Source organism: Shewanella chilikensis (assembly GCF_002836945.1).
Classification (GTDB): Bacteria; Pseudomonadota; Gammaproteobacteria; order Enterobacterales; family Shewanellaceae; genus Shewanella; species Shewanella chilikensis.
On the sequence record NZ_NIJM01000015.1, the window covers coordinates 40,894 to 57,469 of the forward strand.

Consider the following 16,576-nt stretch of genomic DNA (forward strand, 5'->3'; position numbering starts at 1 on the left):
GAAACCATTATGAGTTTGATGAATGCAATCGTGTTGCAGGATGGCGAAGTCACTCTGCAACAGGTCGAATTACCTAAGCCACAGGCAGGCCAAGTGTTGGTACGCAGTCTTGCCTGTGGTATCTGTGGCTCAGATGTTCATATTGCGCGCCACTATAACGAGGTATTCGATTTTTACCGCAAACTAGGCATGATGCCTGAGGGGGCTGATAATCATGTTCCTGTGATGCTGGGACATGAGTTTTGTGCTGAAGTGGTTGAATTTGGTCCCGAAACCCAGCAAACCCTAGCTTTAGGCACCCGAGTCACCTCTGTGCCTATCCTGATGAGCCAAAATGGTGCTGGAGTAGGGGTGACTCCCGGCGTTAATGGGGCGTATTCAGAATACTTTATTCTCGATGAAGCACTGCTATTGCCAGTTCCGGATCATCTCCCACCAGAAGCTGTGGCGCTGACAGAGCCACTGGCTGTAGGCTTGCATGCCGTCAATCGTGGTGAAGTCGGCACCGAAGATACTGCCTTGGTCGTTGGTTGTGGGCCTATCGGTTTAGCGGCCATTTCTGCGCTGCATCTACAAGGTGTACGTAATATCATTGCGGCTGATCTTCAGGGCGAAAAACTGGCATTAGCCCGTGAATTCGGTGCGACTCATTGGGTTAATCCGGGTGAGCAAGATGAAGTGGCATATGCTGCTGAAATTGCCGCGGGTAATCGTGTGGTGATTTTCGAGTGTGTGGGTATTCATAAACTGATCGAAGGTTTTGTGAAGCGTTCGCCGGCCAATGCGACCATAGTGGTAACGGGGATCCACACTGCTGAAGCGAACATCAACTATGCCTACGCCACAGTGAAAGAGCTGGATATGCGCTTCTCTTACTACTATCAACCACATGAGTTTGCTCAGTGTTTGCAGGAATTGGCCGAGAGCAGGGTGCCTTGGAATAAGTTGCTCACAGGTAAAGTTGGGATGGACGGCGTATCGGGTGCATTCAAACAGCTTATGCAGCCGAATCCACATATTAAAGTTGTGATTGAACCTTGGCGTGATGGTGAGTTGCAAACGCTCAATTAATCATTCGACACCTTAACTCGAATTAAGCCGCTAACTTATAAAGCGGCTTTTTATTTATTTTACGCTTCATCATGGTGGGGCTTGTAATCTCAAGCCGGCTCGGCAAATCATGATTTTTGGCCAATTTCGACTTGCCGGGGCATTCCCCGGCACTCTATGGACGAGTTAAAGCTGCAGATACTGCTTCAGTGGCAGATCCCGGTAGCGCTTGCCGCCGGCGGCTACTATGGCGTTGGTCAGTGCCGGTGCTACCGGGGGCACTCCAGGTTCGCCCACACCGCCGGGTACTTCGGTCGAGCCGATGATTTGTGTCTCTATCTCAGGGCATTGCGGCAACCGCAGCAGTTGATAGTCGTGGAAGTTCGACTGTTGCACCTTGCCATCCTTGAAGCTGATTTCGCCCAGCATCGCCAGGCTGAGGCCGAAGATGACCGCGCCTTCCAACTGCGAATGCACCCTGTCAGGGTTAACCACAGTGCCGGCATCCAGCACTGAGATGGCCTGCAACACCTGCAAACGCTCACCATCCAGTTTGACCTTGATGGCGACCGCCACATAGCTGACAAAGCTGCGGTGCACCGCAAACCCCCAGCCTTCGCCCGCCTTGGCCGGTGATTGCGCCATACGTTTTTCGGCGGCGTCTATGACCGTCAGATAACGAGCGACATCCACAGGATGACGGCTGAGTTCTTCGCCATAGTTACCGTATTTGAAGCCCTGATCGGCAAAGTTCTCCACTCTGGGTTGCCCCAGAAGCTGCCGCCACATGGCCGGGCAACTCTGGCCGGTGCGCAGCGCCAGTTCGTCGACAAAGCTGCCAATGCCGAAGGCATGCTGAATGTTGCACACTGAGCGCAGCCAGCCTATGCGGGTGTGAGCCTCGGCCTTGGCGGTTTCGCAGCGCAGCGACGGCAACTGAAACGGCAAGTCGATAAAGCCCAAATCCAGTTCGCCGTCCGAGGGTTCATCCACGCCTTCGGCAAAGGTGGAACTGATGGAAGGGAAGGCGGTGCGCGACAACAGAGCCTCCACCTTGCCATTATCACTGAGCAGTGCCTGATAATGCTGGGCGCTGATGGCGTGCAGATAGCCGTTTTGCAGCTCATCTTCCCGGCTCCAGAACACCTTCACCGGCTTGCCGCTGCGTTTGGAAAGCAGCGCCGCTTCGACGCTGAAGTCCGGCTTGGACTTGCGGCCAAAGCCGCCGCCCAGCAGGGTGACATGCACCTTGACCTGCTCCTCCTTCAGCCCCAAAGCGGCCGCCACATTCTGCTGGGTACTCTGGGGCGTTTGGCTGCAGGCCCAAATTTCACAGCCATCCTTGCTGACTCTGGCGGTGGCCGCCGGCGGCTCCATCATGGCGTGAGCCAGATAGGGCACAGTGTAATCGGCGCTGAGCGTTCGCTCTTCGGGCCAGCTTGCGGGAGGCTGGCCCAGCTCACGCCTGACTTTGCCACTCTGCCGTACTCGCTGTTTCAGGGTGGCGATAAACGCCTGGGAGTCGTGCTTGTCGTTGGGGCTTTGCTGCCACTGAATCGTCAGTACCTTGCGGCCTTCAAGGGCGCTCCAGCTATTGTTGGCCAGCACAGCCACACCGCCAAGCGGCTGGAAGGCCGGTGCCCCTTTAGGAGCGGGCAGGCTGATAATATCCACAACACCGGGGAAGGCGCGGGCCTTTTTATCATCGACACTCGCCGCTTGGCTGCCGAGCACAGGCGGCCGGGCAATCGCGGCATAGAGCATGCCTTCCAGACGTATATCCTGACCATAGATAGCGCTGCCATCCAACATGGCATCCATATCCACTATGGTGCGTGACTGACCTATCTGGGTGAATTCTTCTCTGGGTTTGAGCCTGAGTTGGCTCTCATCCGGAAGCGGCAGCTTGGACGCCGCCAGTGCCAGTTCGCCATAGCTCAGGGAGCGGTCGGACGCCTTGTGAGTCACTCTGTGAGCCTTGGCGCTGACTTCTGCGACCGGCACTTGCCAATGTTCGGCGGCAGCCTGTTCCAACATGGTGCGCGCCATGGCACCCATCTGCCGCATTCTGTCGTAGTGTTTACGTATGCTGCGACTGCCATCTGTATTCTGGCTGCCGTAACGCTTGTCGGCCAGGCCCTGCACCACCACGACTTTGTCCCAGTCGGCTTCCAGTTCATCGGCCAGCACCTGAGGTATGCCTGTTCGTATGCCCTGGCCCATTTCCGAGCGATGGCAGGTGAGGTAGACCTTGTCGTCTTCACCGACGGCGATAAACAGATTCAAAGGTTGCAGCTTGTCCTGCGCCAGGCTCATGGGGCTCCAGCCCAGGGCGCTGCTGCCAAGCATCAAGGCGCCGCCACTGGCGCCAAAGAGTTTCAGCACATCGCGACGGCTGAAGTTTTCCACTGCGGTAAACCGGCTCATGAGCTCTGCCCCCCTTTGACGGCGACATCCTTGATGGCGCTGCGGATCCGGGTATAGGTGCCGCAGCGGCAGATATTGCCGGACATGGCATCGTCTATCTGTTGGTCACTGGGGGTGGGCGTTTCACTCAAGAGCGCCGCGGCAGACATGAGTTGCCCTGTCTGACAGTAACCGCACTGGGGAACCTTGTGTTTGCTCCAGGCGGCTTTCAGCGCCGGATTATCCAGGCCTTCTATGGTGGTGATGTTCTTGCCCTCGGCACTTTTGAGACTGGTGAGGCAGGCTCTGGCGGGCTTACCGTCCAGATGTATGGTGCAGGCACCGCAGAGTCCGGCGCCACAGCCGAATTTGGTGCCTGTCAGTCCCAGGAGATCCCTGAGGGCCCAGAGCAAGGGCATGTTGGGATCGGCCTCGACCGAAAACTGTCTGCCATTGATTTTGAGTTGCGACATTGTTCACTCCTTGTGCTGGTTGAGGCGTCTGAGATCTGCGCCCGTGTCTATGTCTATGGCGGCGCGGTGCAGCACTATCCGGCCCAGTCGTTGTTGTTGTAATTTCTCGGTCAGCAGGGCCTTGGCCCCTCGGTCACCCTGCAGTTGGCTAAGGGCGTTGAAGTCTGTGGCATTAAAGATAGCAGGCGCGCCGGGGGCGTCCCGGTAAAAGGCGCTGCTGCTGAGTTGGCTGCCCAGCCAACAGTCGAGTAATTCAAGGTAATCGGCGCTAGTGAGCGCAACCTGATCGGCCAGCGCCAGTAGCAGGGCATCGGCGGAGCAGGCCTTGGCTTGCTCCGCGGCCAGAGCGATGGAGTGCCCCAGCCCCTGCTGCCAGAGAGGATTGAAACAGCAGCTGGCATGGGGCGGCAACAACGCTTGCAGTTGCTCCTTGTGGCCGCCGAGTATGGTCAGCAGCGGCAGCAGCTCAAGCTTGGGGTACTTCAGGCTTGTCTGAGCGCGCATCTGCTCCAGCGCTTGCCAGCTGAGGCGCAGCAGCGGCGTGCCATGGCTGTCCTGTGCCGCCAGTTTGGCGTGGCCGGGCACTGAGTCATCGGCGGCGAAGCGGCTCGATGCTCCGGCGGCCAGTAACACAGGCAATAGCCTCATGGCATCAGGCCCTCAAGCCCAGTCATGGGCGCATCAAACAAAACCCCGTGGCACTGGGCCAAAATGCTGAGGGCGATGGCCCCCGGGAGTTCGCCGCCGAGTGCCAGTCCGGCGGGCGCCGCCAGTGGCATGGCAAAGTCTGCCAGTTTAAGGCTGGCATGTTTGAGTACCTTATCGCGCCTGTGAGTTGGCCCCAATAGCGCCAGATAGCGTGGGCAGCTTACTTGCAGCCGTTTGAGAATGGCGCTGTCGAGCTCGACATTGTGGTGCATCACTATGGCACCATCCTGACGCTTGAGCCAATCGGCATCCAGCTGGTCGGCGCCGAGTTTGATTATGTCGCAACCGGCAAAGTCATGGCTGCGGGCGTAGGCGGCTCTGGGGTCGACGACGCTCACCTGCCAGTCCAGTTGCAAAGCCATCTGCGCCAGCGGTTTGGCATCCAGACCGCCGCCGAAAATCGCAATCGCAGGTTTGGGGCCCACGGGTACGGTTAACCAGCTCTGTTGCCCGTTCTGCCCAGTCTCTGGACTCCAAATCCCGGTGCGGCGAAAGTCATTGGCGGGGAATGGCAGAGGCTCGGCATAGGTTGAGGGTGAACCCAGGGGCAAAAAGCGCGCCTCAAGGGCTGCGGGCGCTTCACCGGCTTTTGGCATCAACAGCTGCCAGAAGCCGGATTGACCGGCATTCAGAGCCTGGCGCAACTCATCGAGTGCCAGAAAATGATTCTCCCGCCCCAGAGGCAGCAGGCAGATGTTCACCAAGCCGCCACAACCCAGTTGGTAACTGGCATCCTGATCATCGCGGGCGTCATAACAGACCTCCACCACCCTTTGTTCCGTCAGGGCCTTGTGTGCCTGATGGCGCAGATCGGCCTCCAAACAGCCGCCGCTGAGGATCCCCAGGCTCTGGCCCAGGGGATGAAACAGCATCATGGCTCCGGGTTTGCGATAAGAAGAGCCTTGTACCGAGGTGAGCAGCACCAGCACCCAGGGCTCGTCTGCGCTGAGAGCCCATTGTTGCAGCAAGGTTTGCAGATGGTGCGCCATAAACTTCCCGTGTTTTTGGTGGAGAAGTTAGCATTGCATAAAATAGCACCGGGAAACAATCTTGTCGGGTGTGGCAAGTCAGGGAGGGGGAGTGGGACTCGGCGACAAGCGCAGTAAAAAGGCCCGCCTGTCGGCGAGCCTGAGTGGTTAAGTTTAGTGACCTACATAGTCGATCATCTGCAGCAGTTGCATCCGAACCGCATCCGGCGTTTGGCTTTCCCAGAAGCCCGAGGTGTAGGCTATCAAGGGCAGCAGGAACAGCAGTCCGAGTACCAGCAGCATTACCGACTTGGCCGACCAGAAATGATTGCGGCTAAGGCCGAACCCCAGCGCCGCTTTCTTGGGACAGGCGGCCACGCAGCGCATGCAGGCCTGGCATTCATCGCTGTGCACTGTATTTTTGGTATGCACTATGATGCCGGCCGGACAGGCGCGGGTGCACTTGTCGCATTTCATCCCCTTGGACTCTATCAGGCAATGCTCAGGGGCGCGGCGGATTTTCAGCGGGCTGAGAAAACTCAGCAGTCCCAGCAGGGCGCCATAGGGGCAGAGGTAACGGCAAAATCCCTGACGGCGCCAGGCGACAATGGCAAGGATCAGGCCAAAGCAGGCCAGGGTGATGAGTCCCGGAGTGATGAAAAACAGCGCCATCTTGAGATCGGCTATCTTGTGATAATTACTCTCCAGGTAGCCGGGGATCCCCATAGACGGCATGCCCAACACTATGTAGAGCAGCGCCGCCAACAGCAGATACTTGAGCATACGCAGTGGCCAGTCGAGCCAGGCAGGCGGCATAAATTCGCGCTTGATAAAGCGTTTACGCAGGCGATAGAGGTACTCTCCGGCCAACCCCAGCGGGCAGGCCCAGCCACAGAAGGCCCGCTTGCACAGCAGTCCGGTCAACAACACCACCGCCAGCATCACGGCCGCCGCCGGGTGGGTTTGATCCCAGAGTCCCAGGGTGGCTATCGCCTTGAGTTCTATACCGCCGGCAATGGGCAGAAACGCATCCACCACATCCGGGCGCCCAATCCAGGGCGTGACTCCGGCCTTGAGCATCAGGCTGTTGATGGTGTACTGAATCGCGACCAGAAACAGGGACAGCGCCAACAGGTGCTGGCAGCCGCTGCGCAGGTTATTGATCCTGGGCTCGGATTGCAGCAAGCCGGGGCGCAGTTGCTGCAGCAATACCAGGCTACCAACGGCTGTCAGCGTGGCCAGCAGTAACATGGGGCTGCTGCTAATCAGCAGCGCGGTTAAAATCAGCAGCAAAGTGAGGCCGGCGCCGAAACGGCGGCCGCTCCACCAGAGTTGGCTGACACCATAGAGGAGTGCCAGCATGAGGGTGAGCGATTCGGTCAGTGTCATGAGAATATAGGCCAGCATCAAAGGACTGCCTATTGTGAACTCAAATAAGGGCACAAGTTCTTGAGTCAAAAAAGGAAGTGTGCAGCAGATCCAAGTTTACATTCGCAGATGGAGAAATTCGTGCACTGGCTCACAGCTGAAAAAAAGCCCCGCGGTGCGGGGCTATCTCTATGGTTTGGCGGTCAGTTACCCGACTCCATTGCTGCGATAAAGCGGTTGGACTCATCGATGGATTTATTCATCTCTTTGATAAGGCCGGATATATCGCTCTGCAGACTGGCAAACTCCCCCTTGATGGCCCCTATGGTCTGGGCGTTGAGGTTGTGCTTGAGGTAGAGCATGTTGTCTTTCATTGAGGTCAGGATAGGAGGCATCTTGCTCTCGGCTCGGCGCATGCTGCGGATCAGTTGCTCGTAGGAGCGGCGGGTCTCTTTCAGCTTGGCCTGGCTCTTACTGCGCAGGCTGGCCTTGCTGATCTCACCGATTTCCCCTTGCCACTCATCAAACAGGGCTTCGGCCACATCTTCCACCTTGTTGATTCGGTTGCTGACATCGTCGGCGGCTTCCTGGGCCGACTCATATTCGTCTTTGGCCTTGTTGTAAGCCTTTTCCAGATCGCCACCGTCATGGTTCAGCAGTGCCTGCATCTCTTCCAGTGCCGAACTGAACTGCTCCTGCGCTTCCTGTTGCGATTCTTTGGCGTCTTTGACCCGGTCGACCATGATGTCACGTTTGTGATAGCCAACCTTTTCCATGGCACCGTAATAGGCACTTTGGCAACCACCCAGCAGCAATCCCAGGCTGACCAGGGCGGTGGTGAGGATCTTGTTCATAAGCTTTCTCTTTTGTCTATTTATGCTTTGTATTTGGCGGCATCTATGATGCACCAGAGATGGGCGATGGCACCTATGATAGCAGGAACTACCAACCACCAGAGGGCGTAACCTGTGACTGTTACCAGAAAGAAGATCAGTGCGGCCAGGATCCGCCCCTGAACCAACTGCCCCAAACCCGGGAAAAATACGCTTGCCAGCGCGGCAATCACATTGCCCGCCGATCCTTGTTGTGACATTAACTCTCTCCTTTAAATTGTGGAAGAAGCGCTGAACGACGGGCCTCGGCGCATGCCTATGCATAGCGCTGGCGTCATTCCCGGCTTCCTTTGCCCTGCTGCAGTGGCAGCATCACACTTTGTAATCCGGGCATTATTGTACGAAGATAGCGACACTAGACCCAGAGGATCAAGAGAAAACCGTGAGCAACAAGATAGATACCCGCAATTTCAGTTTGTTTATGAAAGGCTGCTGGCACTTCCTGCTGCACTTGAAACAGAGATTGCAGGACGATCAAATCAATATCCGAGCCGGTCATCTGGCCTATGTGACCCTATTGTCGCTGGTGCCCATGGTGGCCGTTACCATGTCTATGCTGTCGGCTTTCCCTGTCTTCAAGGGGGTGCGGCAACTGATAGAAAACTTTATTTATCAAAACTTTCTGCCGGCCGCAGGCGATACGGTTCAGGTCTATATCAACGAGTTTGTCGGCAACGCCTCCAAGGGCACGGCCGTCGGTATCGGCGCCCTGGTGGTGGTGGCCATTTTGCTGATCTCCGCCATCGACAAGGCGCTGAACTATATCTGGCGCACCAAAGAAAAACGCCAGACTGTCGTGTCTTTTTCCATGTACTGGATGATCCTGACGCTGGGCCCAGTGCTGATGGGGGCCAGCCTGGCGGCCACCTCCTACTTGGTATCGCTGAAGATATTCAACGAAGCCGATACTTATGGTGTAGGTAGTTTCTTTGTCGCGCGTTTGCCATTTCTGTTTTCTGTCGCGGCCTTCCTGCTGCTTTACACTGTGGTCCCCAATCAAAAGGTGAAGCTGCTGCATGCCCTGCTCGGGGCCATAGTGGCTGCCTTGCTGTTTGAGGCGGGCAAGAAAGGTTTTGCCCTGTATGTGACTCACTTCCCCAGCTACGAGGCGATTTACGGCGCCTTAGCGACGATTCCGATACTGTTTGTCTGGGTCTATCTGTCCTGGATGATTGTCCTGATGGGAGCCGAGATCACCGCTTCTTTGCCGGAATTCCTCGATGGTGACGCCCCATTGGAGCCGCTGGATGATGAACCCGGATCGGCATAATCCGTTTGCCCGCGACTGGCTGGAGGTGGGTGACGGCCACCGCCTGTATCTGGCGCAATTCGGCAACCCGGAAGGCATCCCGCTGCTGTATCTGCACGGCGGGCCCGGCGCCGGTTGCAACCTTGAAGAGTTGGCGCTGTTTGATCTGCGCCGCTTTCGCTTGTTGTTTCTGGATCAGAGGGGCGCCGGCTTATCGCGCTCCGAGAAAGGCCTGGCGCAGAATCACTTCCAGGGCCTGCTCGATGATCTCGAGTCGGTCAGGGAGGCGCTGCGGTTGCCGCGCTGGTGTCTGGCAGGGGGCTCATTCGGGGCAACCTTGGGGCTGGTGTACGGCGGTTTATTCCCTGAGCGGGTCATAGCCCAGACATATTGGGGCAGCTTTATCCCCTCTGCCGAGGGCCGCGATTGGCTCTATGGTGCTGCTGGCGCCGCCAGCCGTTTCCCGGTGGACTATCATGGTTTTTCCCGCTGGCTATCCAGGAGTGAGCGCAGCACTGCGGCGCTGCTGGAAAGCTATGCCAAGGGATTTACTTGCCTCAATGCCCAGGATTATGTCCGCAGTTGGCTGCGCTGGGAGCAACATCTGTCTTTACCCGGGGTGCTGTTGCCACCGCCAAGGGCGCCTAGGGACAGCAATATGGCCAGAATCGAACTTCACTATGCCCGCCATCACTATTTCGAAGCCATGAGTCTATTTGACGCAGGGCTCAATAACTGGCCGAAACAGACCTGCTTGCTGCAGGGGGAAAATGACTGGGTCTGTCCAACTCACTTGCTGCAGGCTCAGCTTGCGCGCCAGATCCGCCCGGTCGAGTTGCAGCTGGTGGCCGGAGGTCATCACTCGCTGGTGGATGATAAAATGCGTCACGCCGTGGTTGCAGCCCTGTGTGCTATGGGCGACACTGCGGCCTCTTGTGAAACAGAATTAAGGAGTCAGGATTGATCGCCCTGATACAGAGAGTCAGCCGTGCCAAGGTAACAGTTGCCGATGAAGTGACCGGCGCCATAGATAAAGGTTTGTTGGTGTTGCTGGGCGTTGAACGCCAGGATGATATGGCGGCGATGGAAAAGTTGGCCACCAAGGTGATGAATTACCGGGTGTTCAGCGATGACAACGGCAAGATGAACCTCAATCTGACTCAGGTCGGCGGGCAGTTGTTGGTGGTGTCGCAATTTACCCTGGCGGCCGATACCAGCCGCGGTCTGCGTCCCAGTTTCTCGGGTGGTGCCAGTCCGGCTCAGGCCGAAGAGCTCTATGAAGCCTTTGTGGCATTTTGCCGCAGCAAGGGGGTGACCACAGAAACCGGCCGCTTCGCTGCCGATATGCAGGTGGAACTGCTGAACGACGGGCCAGTGACCTTTAATCTGAGTGTTTGATATGTCTGAGCCATCACTGCTTAAGCAACTGGAAAACACCTGGCATGGCACCATCCCCGTCAGTGCCTTTATGGGGATCCGGCCACTGGCTTTTGATGGCACAGAATTTCGTGTCGGTGCACCGCTACCGCCCAATATCAATCTGCATCAGACCATGTTTGCCGGCAGTATCTATACCCTGTGCACTCTGTGTGGCTGGGGCATGCTCTGGCTGCAACAGCAGCGGGCCGGAGTGAGTGGTGATATAGTGCTGGCCCAGGCCGAGATCCGTTATCGGGCGCCGGTGACTGCCAATCCCGGCGAGTTGATCGAGGCCAGAGTCAGCTGGCCGGGCGTGTCACTGACGCCTTTGAGTGAAGGGCGCAGGGGCAAAGTCAGGCTGGAGGTGGAACTCTGGAGTCACGGCCTTTGCTGTGCTTCTTTCTTGGGGGTTTACGTCAGCCAGCCCAAGCAAGAGGCGGCCCTGTCCTAGCTGGGATTACCTAGGCTTACAGGTTCGGTTTTAACCTTGTAAGCCCTGGATAACAGCCTTTCCTTTCTAAAAAATCGAATATAATATCAAATTTTCTCCGCTTTTTTTCTATTTTATCCATCAGTAAACTGCTCAGCATAGATTGGAGCAAAAGCTCTGACTCAAACAAATTCCTGAATCGAAGCGGAGCAATATCATGAGCAAAGTATTAGTTTTGAAATCCAGCATCCTGGGTGGTTACTCTCAGTCCGGTCTCTTGGTCGACCACCTGGTCAAGCATTGGCAGGAGCAGGGTTCCAGCATCACGGTCAGGGATCTGGCGGCCGAGCCTCTGCCGGTACTGGATGGTGAAATTGCCACCGGCCTGCGCGGCGGCGAACAGCTGAGCGAGCGCCAGCAACAGGCGTTGGCCTTGTCTGATGAGCTGATCCAGGAACTGAAAGATCACGACACACTAGTAATAGCTGCGCCCATGTATAACTTTGGTATTCCGACCCAGTTGAAAAACTGGATTGACCTGATTGCCCGCGCCGGTGTGAGTTTCAGTTACACAGAAAATGGCCCTGTGGGTCTTATCACTGGTAAGCGCGCGGTAGTGATCACTACCCGAGGTGGGGTCCATAAAGACTCGACCACAGATCATGTGGTGCCTTATCTGAAAACCGTGCTGGGCTTTATTGGAATTACCGAAGTGGAAACCGTCTACGGTGAAGCGCTGAACATGGGCCCGGACGCCAACGCCAAAGGTATTTCAGCAGCCAAATCTTCGCTGGCGGCCATCTCTGCCTGAGGCAAACATCTCTTCCACCATCAATCTGAACGCCAGTTGCTTGACTGATTTTGTTCTACTGCCCCGGAGGTGGCTCCCCGGGGCTTTTTTGTGACGGCTTGTCCGGCTCGAGCGCTTTGCTGCAAAGGGGACAAGCGGCATTAACCCCTTCGGCGGGCCACTGCTCACGATAACGCACCTGCGCAGAGGCTTGACCGCGATGTTGGCTTATCTGAAATCGCCCGGGCTTGCTTGTCATTTTGGTTACTCAGGCTGGCCGCAGACCAGCTCCTTGAAGGCGCCGCCGTTGAGTACGCAATCAAAGCCGTTAGCCCGCAGAATGTCGCAGCCCTTCTGGGCGCGCATGCCGGCGCCGCAATAGAGCACAAAGGGTTCCTGCTTATTCGGTTGTTGCTTGAGCCAGGTATCCAGGGTATCCAGCGGCACATTCACCGCCTGTGGCAGGTGCCCTTCGGCGTATTCGACGGCCGAGCGGACATCCAGTACCCGAACTCCCTTGGCGATCATCTCATGGCATTGCTCTGGGTTCAGGCGGCCATCTGGTGGCGTGACATTGGTTTGCATTTTCAGACTCTCTATCAATTAGAAATTTTTTAATAAGATTAATCTTATGAAGTTAAAAATGCAATGGCCTGAATGCTGGTCGTTTTCTCGTCAGGGCTGTTTTTTGTTCTATCCTTTGGAAAAGGAAATGATTTGAAAATAGTGTATGGACAAGAATATGCCATCATCCCTCTGGTTGCAGGGCCGCAACGCTTCTGAGCGCCTGGAGCGCATTCACGAACATCTACAGCTCAGCTACCCTTGGGTGGATCGTATCGCCTGCGCCCTGTATCACGAGTCGACCGGGCTGCTAAAAACCTTTATCAACAGCATTCACCGGGGCCAGGCCATAGTGGGCTATGAATATCCCATGTCCGACAGCCCGGTGCTCAGCCAATTGGCCGCCGGCAAACTGGACGACCACTGCGTCGAAGCCTTGGCGGCTTCGACTACACAGATCCTGGATATCATGGGGCGCTGCCGCGACGACAAGGCGGCCTGAAAAGAGGCCAGCAGTGCCGATGCATTCCGTTAAAGCTTTCTTGGGCTTCCTCTGGTTTTCTAGGGTTTCCTCTGGTTTCTAGTGCTTCCTGGGGCTAAGCTCAGTCCTGCCAGCGGCGGAAGATCAGCGAAGTATTGATGCCGCCAAAGGCAAAGTTATTGCTCATCACCAGGTCGGTATCCAGTGCCCGGCCTTCGGCGCGAATATAATCCAGCTCGGCGCAATCCTCGGCGACATTCTCTAGGTTGATAGTGGGTGCAAACCAGCCGTCACGCATCATCATAATGCTCCACCAGGCTTCCAGTGCGCCGCAAGCGCCCAGGGTATGGCCGGTATAGCTCTTCAGTGATGAAATCGGTATCTGCTTACCAAATACTGCGGCGGTAGCCCGGCTCTCGGCGGCATCGCCGCGGTCTGTGGCCGTACCGTGGGCGTTGACATAGCCTATCTGCTGCGGCGCTATCTTGGCATCTTTGAGTGCCAGCCGAATCGCCTTTTCCATGGTGTCGGCGTTCGGTTGCGTCACATGCAGGCCGTCTGAGTTGGTACCAAAACCCAGCACCTCGGCGTAGATACGCGCGCCTCTGGCCTTGGCATGCTCCAGCTCTTCGAGCACCAGGGTACAGGCGCCTTCGCCTATCACCAGGCCGTCTCGGTCGCGATCGAAAGGCCTAGGGGTCAACTCAGGAGTGTCGTTGCGGGTACTGGTGGCAAACAGGGTGTCGAACACGACTGCCTCTGTGGGGCAGAGTTCTTCGCCGCCCCCGGCCAGCATCAAATCCTGCTGGCCATACTTGATGGCTTCATAGGCATAACCTATGCCCTGGCTGCCGGACGTACAGGCGCTGCTGGTGGTTAATACCCGCCCCTTGAGGCCGAAAAATACCCCGACATTGACCGCCGTGGTATGGGCCATCATGCGGATATAGCTGGTGGCGGTAACGCCGCTCATATCGCCGTGTTTGAGCATGTCGCCAAAGGCGGTGATGGGATCTGTACTGCCGGTGGAGGAGCCGTAGGCTATGCCCATGGCGCCTGAGGCTATCAGAGGGTCATGCAACAGGCCGGCATCCTCCAGCGCCATTTCACTGGCGCGGGTGGCCATCAGAGACACCCGGCCCATGGAGCGGATCTTCTTGCGCGAATAGTGCGCCGGAGTGCTGAAGTCGCTGACCGGCGCCGCCAGACGGGTGTGCAAACCATCGAACCTGTCCCATTCATCCATGCGAACCACGGCATTTTGGCCTGCCTGCAGCCTGGCCTTGACACTGTCCCAATCCTGGCCCAGGGCGGATATGCCGCCCATGCCGGTAATCACCACCCTGCGGCTCATAGCATGCCTCCGTTGACCGAGATCACCTGGCGGGTGATATAACCGGCTTCGTCAGACATCAGGAAGTTGGCCAGGGCCGCTATCTCTTCAGGCTGGCCCATGCGCCGCAACGGCACCAGTTGCTGTACCAGTTCGGGGCTGAAGGCATCGACCATTTCGGTTTCGATAATCCCGGGAGCGATGCAGTTGACCGTAATCTTGCGTTTGGCCAGCTCCAGTGCCAGCGCCTTGGTGGCGCCTATGATACCGGCCTTGGAGGCGCTGTAGTTCACCTGGCCACGGTTACCGGCCAAACCGGAAACTGAAGACAGCGTAATGATGCGGCCGCCCTTACGCCGTTGGATCATCGGCATCAGTGCCGGATGGATCACATTGTAGAAACCATCGAGATTGGTGTGAATGACACAGTCCCATTCGGCCTCTGTCATCGCCGGGAAAGCCGTGTCGCGGGCGATACCGGCATTGAGAACCAGGCCGTGATAGGCACCGTTGGCTTCTATGTCGGCCTCAATGACTTGGCGGCAGGTCTGGCGCTCGGCAACATCAAACTGCAGCAGGCTGACCTTGACGCCCAAGGCTTGGATTTCGGCGGCGCTGGCCTCGGCGGCGGCTCGATTGGCATGAAAGTGCAGGGCGATATCAAAGCCGGACTGCGCCAGGCGCAGGGCGATAGCCTTGCCTATGCCGCGGCTGGAACCTGTGACCAAAACTCTCTGTGTCATGCGGAATCTCCCTGCATTGCTTCCAGGCTACCGGCAATATAGGCTTGGGTGTCCTGGGGCTGAAAAACGTTTACATTGGCGCTGGCGATCTCTGTGTCGCCATCAAAGATGCGGCAGTCGAACACTGCCAGTCCCGTGTCTTCCTGATAGAGGCGCTGCACCTGAGTCAGGTATTCGCGTCCGGGCAGGAATCCCGGGGTATGCATGCTGAGCTTACGGCTGCCCAGCAAAAAACCGACCCGGATAATATCACCGCGGGCCTCGGCTTCCACTCCGGCCAGTGCCGCTATGCTCTGGGCCATGTATTCTATGCCGACATAATTGGGCACCAGAGCCCGGGCGTCATCGAAATAGGGGCTCTGCTCACTAATCTTCACCTTGGTCAGCAGCCTGTCTTGGCTGTGCTCGACCACGGCGTCTATCAGTATCATGGGCGCCCTGTGGGGCAGAAAATCGGCGATATCACGCTCGGCTAAAGGCTGGGTCATTCATGGGCTCCACGGCTGAAGATCAGGCTGGCATTGCTGCCGCCAAAGGCGAAGGAGTTACTCATCAGGTGATTCAGTGAGTGGCGACTGCCCTGTTTGACCAGCGGCAGTGCGGGATCATTGCCATCCTGCTCACCGTCCCACAGATGCGGCGGCAGTTGCCCATAACGGTTGAGGGGCGACAACAGCAGCCAGCAGAATACCGCTTCCAATGCCCCGGCGGCGCCCAGTGCGTGGCCGGTCAAGGGCTTGGTGGAACTGCAAGGCGGCAACGCTTCGGCAAATACCGAGTGCATGGCGCGGCTTTCCATGGCGTCATTCTTGGGGGTGGCAGTGCCGTGCAGATTGACATAGTCGATGTCATCAGGCGTCAGCCCCGCTTGCTTGAGTGCCATCTTCATGGCGGCAATTGCGCCGCTGCCCTCGGGATGGGGCGCCGAGATATGGTGGGCATCGGCCGACTCGCCGACACCGAACAGCAGCACCTGGCCGCTTCCTCTCTCCAGGGTAAACAGCGCCGCGCCTTCACCTATGTTGATGCCGTCGCGGTTGGCGCTGAATGGATTGCAGTGCCCCTTGGAGACAGACTCCAGTGCATCGAAGCCGTTGAGGGTCAATTGGCACAGGCTGTCGACCCCGCCGACTATCACCATGTCGCACAGTCCGGCGTCCAAAAGCCGTTTACCGGCGGCAAACACCTTGGCGCTGGAGGAGCAGGCCGTCGACAGTGTGTAACAGGGGCCGCTCAGCTTGAACCAGGCTTGCAGGAAGCGACTGGTACCCCCCAGCTCCTGCTGAAAATAGTGGTAATCAGAGGGGAAATGGCCGTGGCGATTGCGGTACTCCAGTGCTTCTTCGCCTTTGGAGATCCCTGAGGTGCTGGTGCCTATGACAACCGCGATGCGTTCCTTGCCGTATTTGGCTTTGGCGGCTTCCACCGCCGGGGTAATTTGCAGCGCGGCGCACAGCAACAGGGCGTTGTTACGACAGTCATAGTCGGCAAACTCGGCGGGAATGGCTGGTAACTCGGTGTTCACTACCCCGACTATGGCCGGCCGTTCAAACAACAGGTTGTCGCGGCTGACCATGCCGCGGCTGTCACCGGCGAGCAAGGCGCTAAGCACCTCGTCGGCCCGGTTGCCGAGAGGGGTACAAAAACCCGCATGATTTATGGCTGTAGTTGTCATATCTCTGTTTTGGGATCCGGCCCTGT

The 16,576-nt window shown here is 57.3% G+C and carries 19 protein-coding genes; 7 read left to right on the forward strand and 12 right to left on the reverse strand.

The genetic code is table 11. The annotated features are described in order from the left end of the window. Nucleotides 1-9 precede the first annotated feature (9 nt). Nucleotides 10-1,071 (forward strand): zinc-binding dehydrogenase, encoded by a 1,062-nt coding sequence (locus CX651_RS07695; RefSeq protein ID WP_101055283.1) that lies wholly within the window; start codon nucleotides 10-12, stop codon nucleotides 1,069-1,071. A 165-nt stretch (nucleotides 1,072-1,236) separates the two neighbouring features. Here CX651_RS07695 and CX651_RS07700 read toward each other — a convergent pair whose 3' ends face one another. The 7 genes from CX651_RS07700 to CX651_RS07730 all read right to left on the reverse strand — a co-directional run bounded on the left by CX651_RS07700 (nucleotide 1,237) and on the right by CX651_RS07730 (nucleotide 8,066). Further along, a complete protein-coding gene (locus CX651_RS07700) occupies nucleotides 1,237-3,477 on the reverse strand; it encodes a xanthine dehydrogenase family protein molybdopterin-binding subunit (RefSeq protein ID WP_101055285.1) in 2,241 nt (746 codons plus the stop codon). Further along, nucleotides 3,474-3,929 carry a (2Fe-2S)-binding protein gene (locus tag CX651_RS07705; RefSeq protein WP_101055287.1) on the reverse strand — a complete coding sequence of 152 codons (456 nt, stop codon included), beginning with the start codon at nucleotides 3,927-3,929 and terminating at the stop codon, nucleotides 3,474-3,476. Before CX651_RS07705 ends, CX651_RS07700 begins: the two co-directional genes overlap by 4 nt. 3 nt (nucleotides 3,930-3,932) lie before the next feature. Continuing rightward, on the reverse strand, nucleotides 3,933-4,577 hold the full coding sequence (locus CX651_RS07710) for an NTP transferase domain-containing protein (RefSeq protein ID WP_101055289.1): 645 nt from the start codon (nucleotides 4,575-4,577) through the stop codon (nucleotides 3,933-3,935). Further along, nucleotides 4,574-5,626, reverse strand: a complete 1,053-nt coding sequence (locus CX651_RS07715) for an XdhC family protein (protein ID WP_101055291.1) — start codon at nucleotides 5,624-5,626, stop codon at nucleotides 4,574-4,576. The genes CX651_RS07710 and CX651_RS07715 overlap by 4 nt, the downstream gene beginning before the upstream one ends. 153 nt (nucleotides 5,627-5,779) lie before the next feature. Beyond that, nucleotides 5,780-6,994 (reverse strand): 4Fe-4S binding protein, encoded by a 1,215-nt coding sequence (locus CX651_RS07720; RefSeq protein WP_101055355.1) that lies wholly within the window; start codon nucleotides 6,992-6,994, stop codon nucleotides 5,780-5,782. 182 nt (nucleotides 6,995-7,176) lie between these two features. Further along, nucleotides 7,177-7,827 carry a DUF2959 domain-containing protein gene (locus CX651_RS07725; RefSeq protein WP_039034687.1) on the reverse strand — a complete coding sequence of 217 codons (651 nt, stop codon included), beginning with the start codon at nucleotides 7,825-7,827 and terminating at the stop codon, nucleotides 7,177-7,179. A 20-nt stretch (nucleotides 7,828-7,847) separates the two neighbouring features. Next, nucleotides 7,848-8,066: a hypothetical protein gene (locus CX651_RS07730; RefSeq protein WP_028780047.1), complete on the reverse strand. Its 219-nt coding sequence runs from the start codon at nucleotides 8,064-8,066 to the stop codon at nucleotides 7,848-7,850. A gap of 182 nt (nucleotides 8,067-8,248) precedes the next feature. Between CX651_RS07730 and CX651_RS07735 the strand changes: the two genes are divergently transcribed. The 5 genes from CX651_RS07735 (at nucleotide 8,249) to CX651_RS07755 (ending at nucleotide 11,775) form a co-directional block, all read left to right on the forward strand. Continuing rightward, a complete protein-coding gene (locus tag CX651_RS07735; protein ID WP_226565259.1) occupies nucleotides 8,249-9,136 on the forward strand; it encodes a virulence factor BrkB family protein in 888 nt (295 codons plus the stop codon). Then, entirely contained in the window at nucleotides 9,087-10,079 is a 993-nt protein-coding gene (locus CX651_RS07740; RefSeq protein ID WP_226565261.1) for an alpha/beta fold hydrolase, read from the forward strand. Before CX651_RS07735 ends, CX651_RS07740 begins: the two co-directional genes overlap by 50 nt. Beyond that, nucleotides 10,076-10,513 (forward strand): D-aminoacyl-tRNA deacylase, encoded by a 438-nt coding sequence (gene dtd, locus CX651_RS07745; protein ID WP_028780049.1) that lies wholly within the window; start codon nucleotides 10,076-10,078, stop codon nucleotides 10,511-10,513. Before CX651_RS07740 ends, dtd begins: the two co-directional genes overlap by 4 nt. Before the next feature lies 1 nt (nucleotide 10,514). Next, nucleotides 10,515-10,985, forward strand: coding sequence for a thioesterase domain-containing protein (locus CX651_RS07750; protein ID WP_101055361.1), 471 nt, complete (start codon nucleotides 10,515-10,517; stop codon nucleotides 10,983-10,985). A 196-nt stretch (nucleotides 10,986-11,181) separates the two neighbouring features. Continuing rightward, nucleotides 11,182-11,775: an FMN-dependent NADH-azoreductase gene (locus CX651_RS07755; RefSeq protein WP_101055293.1), complete on the forward strand. Its 594-nt coding sequence runs from the start codon at nucleotides 11,182-11,184 to the stop codon at nucleotides 11,773-11,775. 243 nt (nucleotides 11,776-12,018) lie between these two features. Here CX651_RS07755 and CX651_RS07765 read toward each other — a convergent pair whose 3' ends face one another. Next, nucleotides 12,019-12,339, reverse strand: a complete 321-nt coding sequence (locus CX651_RS07765) for a rhodanese-like domain-containing protein (protein WP_101055297.1) — start codon at nucleotides 12,337-12,339, stop codon at nucleotides 12,019-12,021. Nucleotides 12,340-12,496: 157 nt separating this feature from the next. On the opposite strand from CX651_RS07765, the gene CX651_RS07770 reads away from it, so the two are divergent. After that, a complete protein-coding gene (locus CX651_RS07770) occupies nucleotides 12,497-12,820 on the forward strand; it encodes a hypothetical protein (protein WP_146226005.1) in 324 nt (107 codons plus the stop codon). 100 nt (nucleotides 12,821-12,920) lie between these two features. Here CX651_RS07770 and CX651_RS07775 read toward each other — a convergent pair whose 3' ends face one another. The 4 genes from CX651_RS07775 to CX651_RS07790 are packed head-to-tail and all read right to left on the reverse strand — an operon-like array spanning nucleotide 12,921 to nucleotide 16,550. Next, nucleotides 12,921-14,153: a beta-ketoacyl-ACP synthase gene (locus tag CX651_RS07775; RefSeq protein ID WP_101055301.1), complete on the reverse strand. Its 1,233-nt coding sequence runs from the start codon at nucleotides 14,151-14,153 to the stop codon at nucleotides 12,921-12,923. Next, on the reverse strand, nucleotides 14,150-14,875 hold the full coding sequence (locus CX651_RS07780) for a 3-ketoacyl-ACP reductase FabG2 (protein ID WP_101055303.1): 726 nt from the start codon (nucleotides 14,873-14,875) through the stop codon (nucleotides 14,150-14,152). The genes CX651_RS07775 and CX651_RS07780 overlap by 4 nt, the downstream gene beginning before the upstream one ends. Beyond that, nucleotides 14,872-15,363: an ApeP family dehydratase gene (locus CX651_RS07785; RefSeq protein WP_025010139.1), complete on the reverse strand. Its 492-nt coding sequence runs from the start codon at nucleotides 15,361-15,363 to the stop codon at nucleotides 14,872-14,874. Before CX651_RS07785 ends, CX651_RS07780 begins: the two co-directional genes overlap by 4 nt. Then, nucleotides 15,360-16,550: a beta-ketoacyl-[acyl-carrier-protein] synthase family protein gene (locus tag CX651_RS07790; protein WP_101055305.1), complete on the reverse strand. Its 1,191-nt coding sequence runs from the start codon at nucleotides 16,548-16,550 to the stop codon at nucleotides 15,360-15,362. The genes CX651_RS07785 and CX651_RS07790 overlap by 4 nt, the downstream gene beginning before the upstream one ends. Between the last annotated feature and the right edge of the window lie 26 nt (nucleotides 16,551-16,576).

Excerpts from the sequence above, each read along its gene's own strand:
- CX651_RS07695 (WP_101055283.1), top strand. The coding sequence starts at position 10 with ATGAGTTTGATGAATGCAATCGTGTTGCAGGATGGCGAAGTCACTCTG.
- CX651_RS07700 (WP_101055285.1), bottom strand. The coding sequence starts at position 3,477 with ATGAGCCGGTTTACCGCAGTGGAAAACTTCAGCCGTCGCGATGTGCTG.
- CX651_RS07705 (WP_101055287.1), bottom strand. The coding sequence starts at position 3,929 with ATGTCGCAACTCAAAATCAATGGCAGACAGTTTTCGGTCGAGGCCGAT.
- CX651_RS07710 (WP_101055289.1), bottom strand. The coding sequence starts at position 4,577 with ATGAGGCTATTGCCTGTGTTACTGGCCGCCGGAGCATCGAGCCGCTTC.
- CX651_RS07715 (WP_101055291.1), bottom strand. The coding sequence starts at position 5,626 with ATGGCGCACCATCTGCAAACCTTGCTGCAACAATGGGCTCTCAGCGCA.
- CX651_RS07720 (WP_101055355.1), bottom strand. The coding sequence starts at position 6,994 with ATGACACTGACCGAATCGCTCACCCTCATGCTGGCACTCCTCTATGGT.
- CX651_RS07725 (WP_039034687.1), bottom strand. The coding sequence starts at position 7,827 with ATGAACAAGATCCTCACCACCGCCCTGGTCAGCCTGGGATTGCTGCTG.
- CX651_RS07730 (WP_028780047.1), bottom strand. The coding sequence starts at position 8,066 with ATGTCACAACAAGGATCGGCGGGCAATGTGATTGCCGCGCTGGCAAGC.
- CX651_RS07740 (WP_226565261.1), top strand. The coding sequence starts at position 9,087 with ATGGTGACGCCCCATTGGAGCCGCTGGATGATGAACCCGGATCGGCAT.
- CX651_RS07750 (WP_101055361.1), top strand. The coding sequence starts at position 10,515 with ATGTCTGAGCCATCACTGCTTAAGCAACTGGAAAACACCTGGCATGGC.
- CX651_RS07755 (WP_101055293.1), top strand. The coding sequence starts at position 11,182 with ATGAGCAAAGTATTAGTTTTGAAATCCAGCATCCTGGGTGGTTACTCT.
- CX651_RS07765 (WP_101055297.1), bottom strand. The coding sequence starts at position 12,339 with ATGCAAACCAATGTCACGCCACCAGATGGCCGCCTGAACCCAGAGCAA.
- CX651_RS07770 (WP_146226005.1), top strand. The coding sequence starts at position 12,497 with ATGCCATCATCCCTCTGGTTGCAGGGCCGCAACGCTTCTGAGCGCCTG.
- CX651_RS07775 (WP_101055301.1), bottom strand. The coding sequence starts at position 14,153 with ATGAGCCGCAGGGTGGTGATTACCGGCATGGGCGGCATATCCGCCCTG.
- CX651_RS07780 (WP_101055303.1), bottom strand. The coding sequence starts at position 14,875 with ATGACACAGAGAGTTTTGGTCACAGGTTCCAGCCGCGGCATAGGCAAG.
- CX651_RS07785 (WP_025010139.1), bottom strand. The coding sequence starts at position 15,363 with ATGACCCAGCCTTTAGCCGAGCGTGATATCGCCGATTTTCTGCCCCAC.
- CX651_RS07790 (WP_101055305.1), bottom strand. The coding sequence starts at position 16,550 with ATGACAACTACAGCCATAAATCATGCGGGTTTTTGTACCCCTCTCGGC.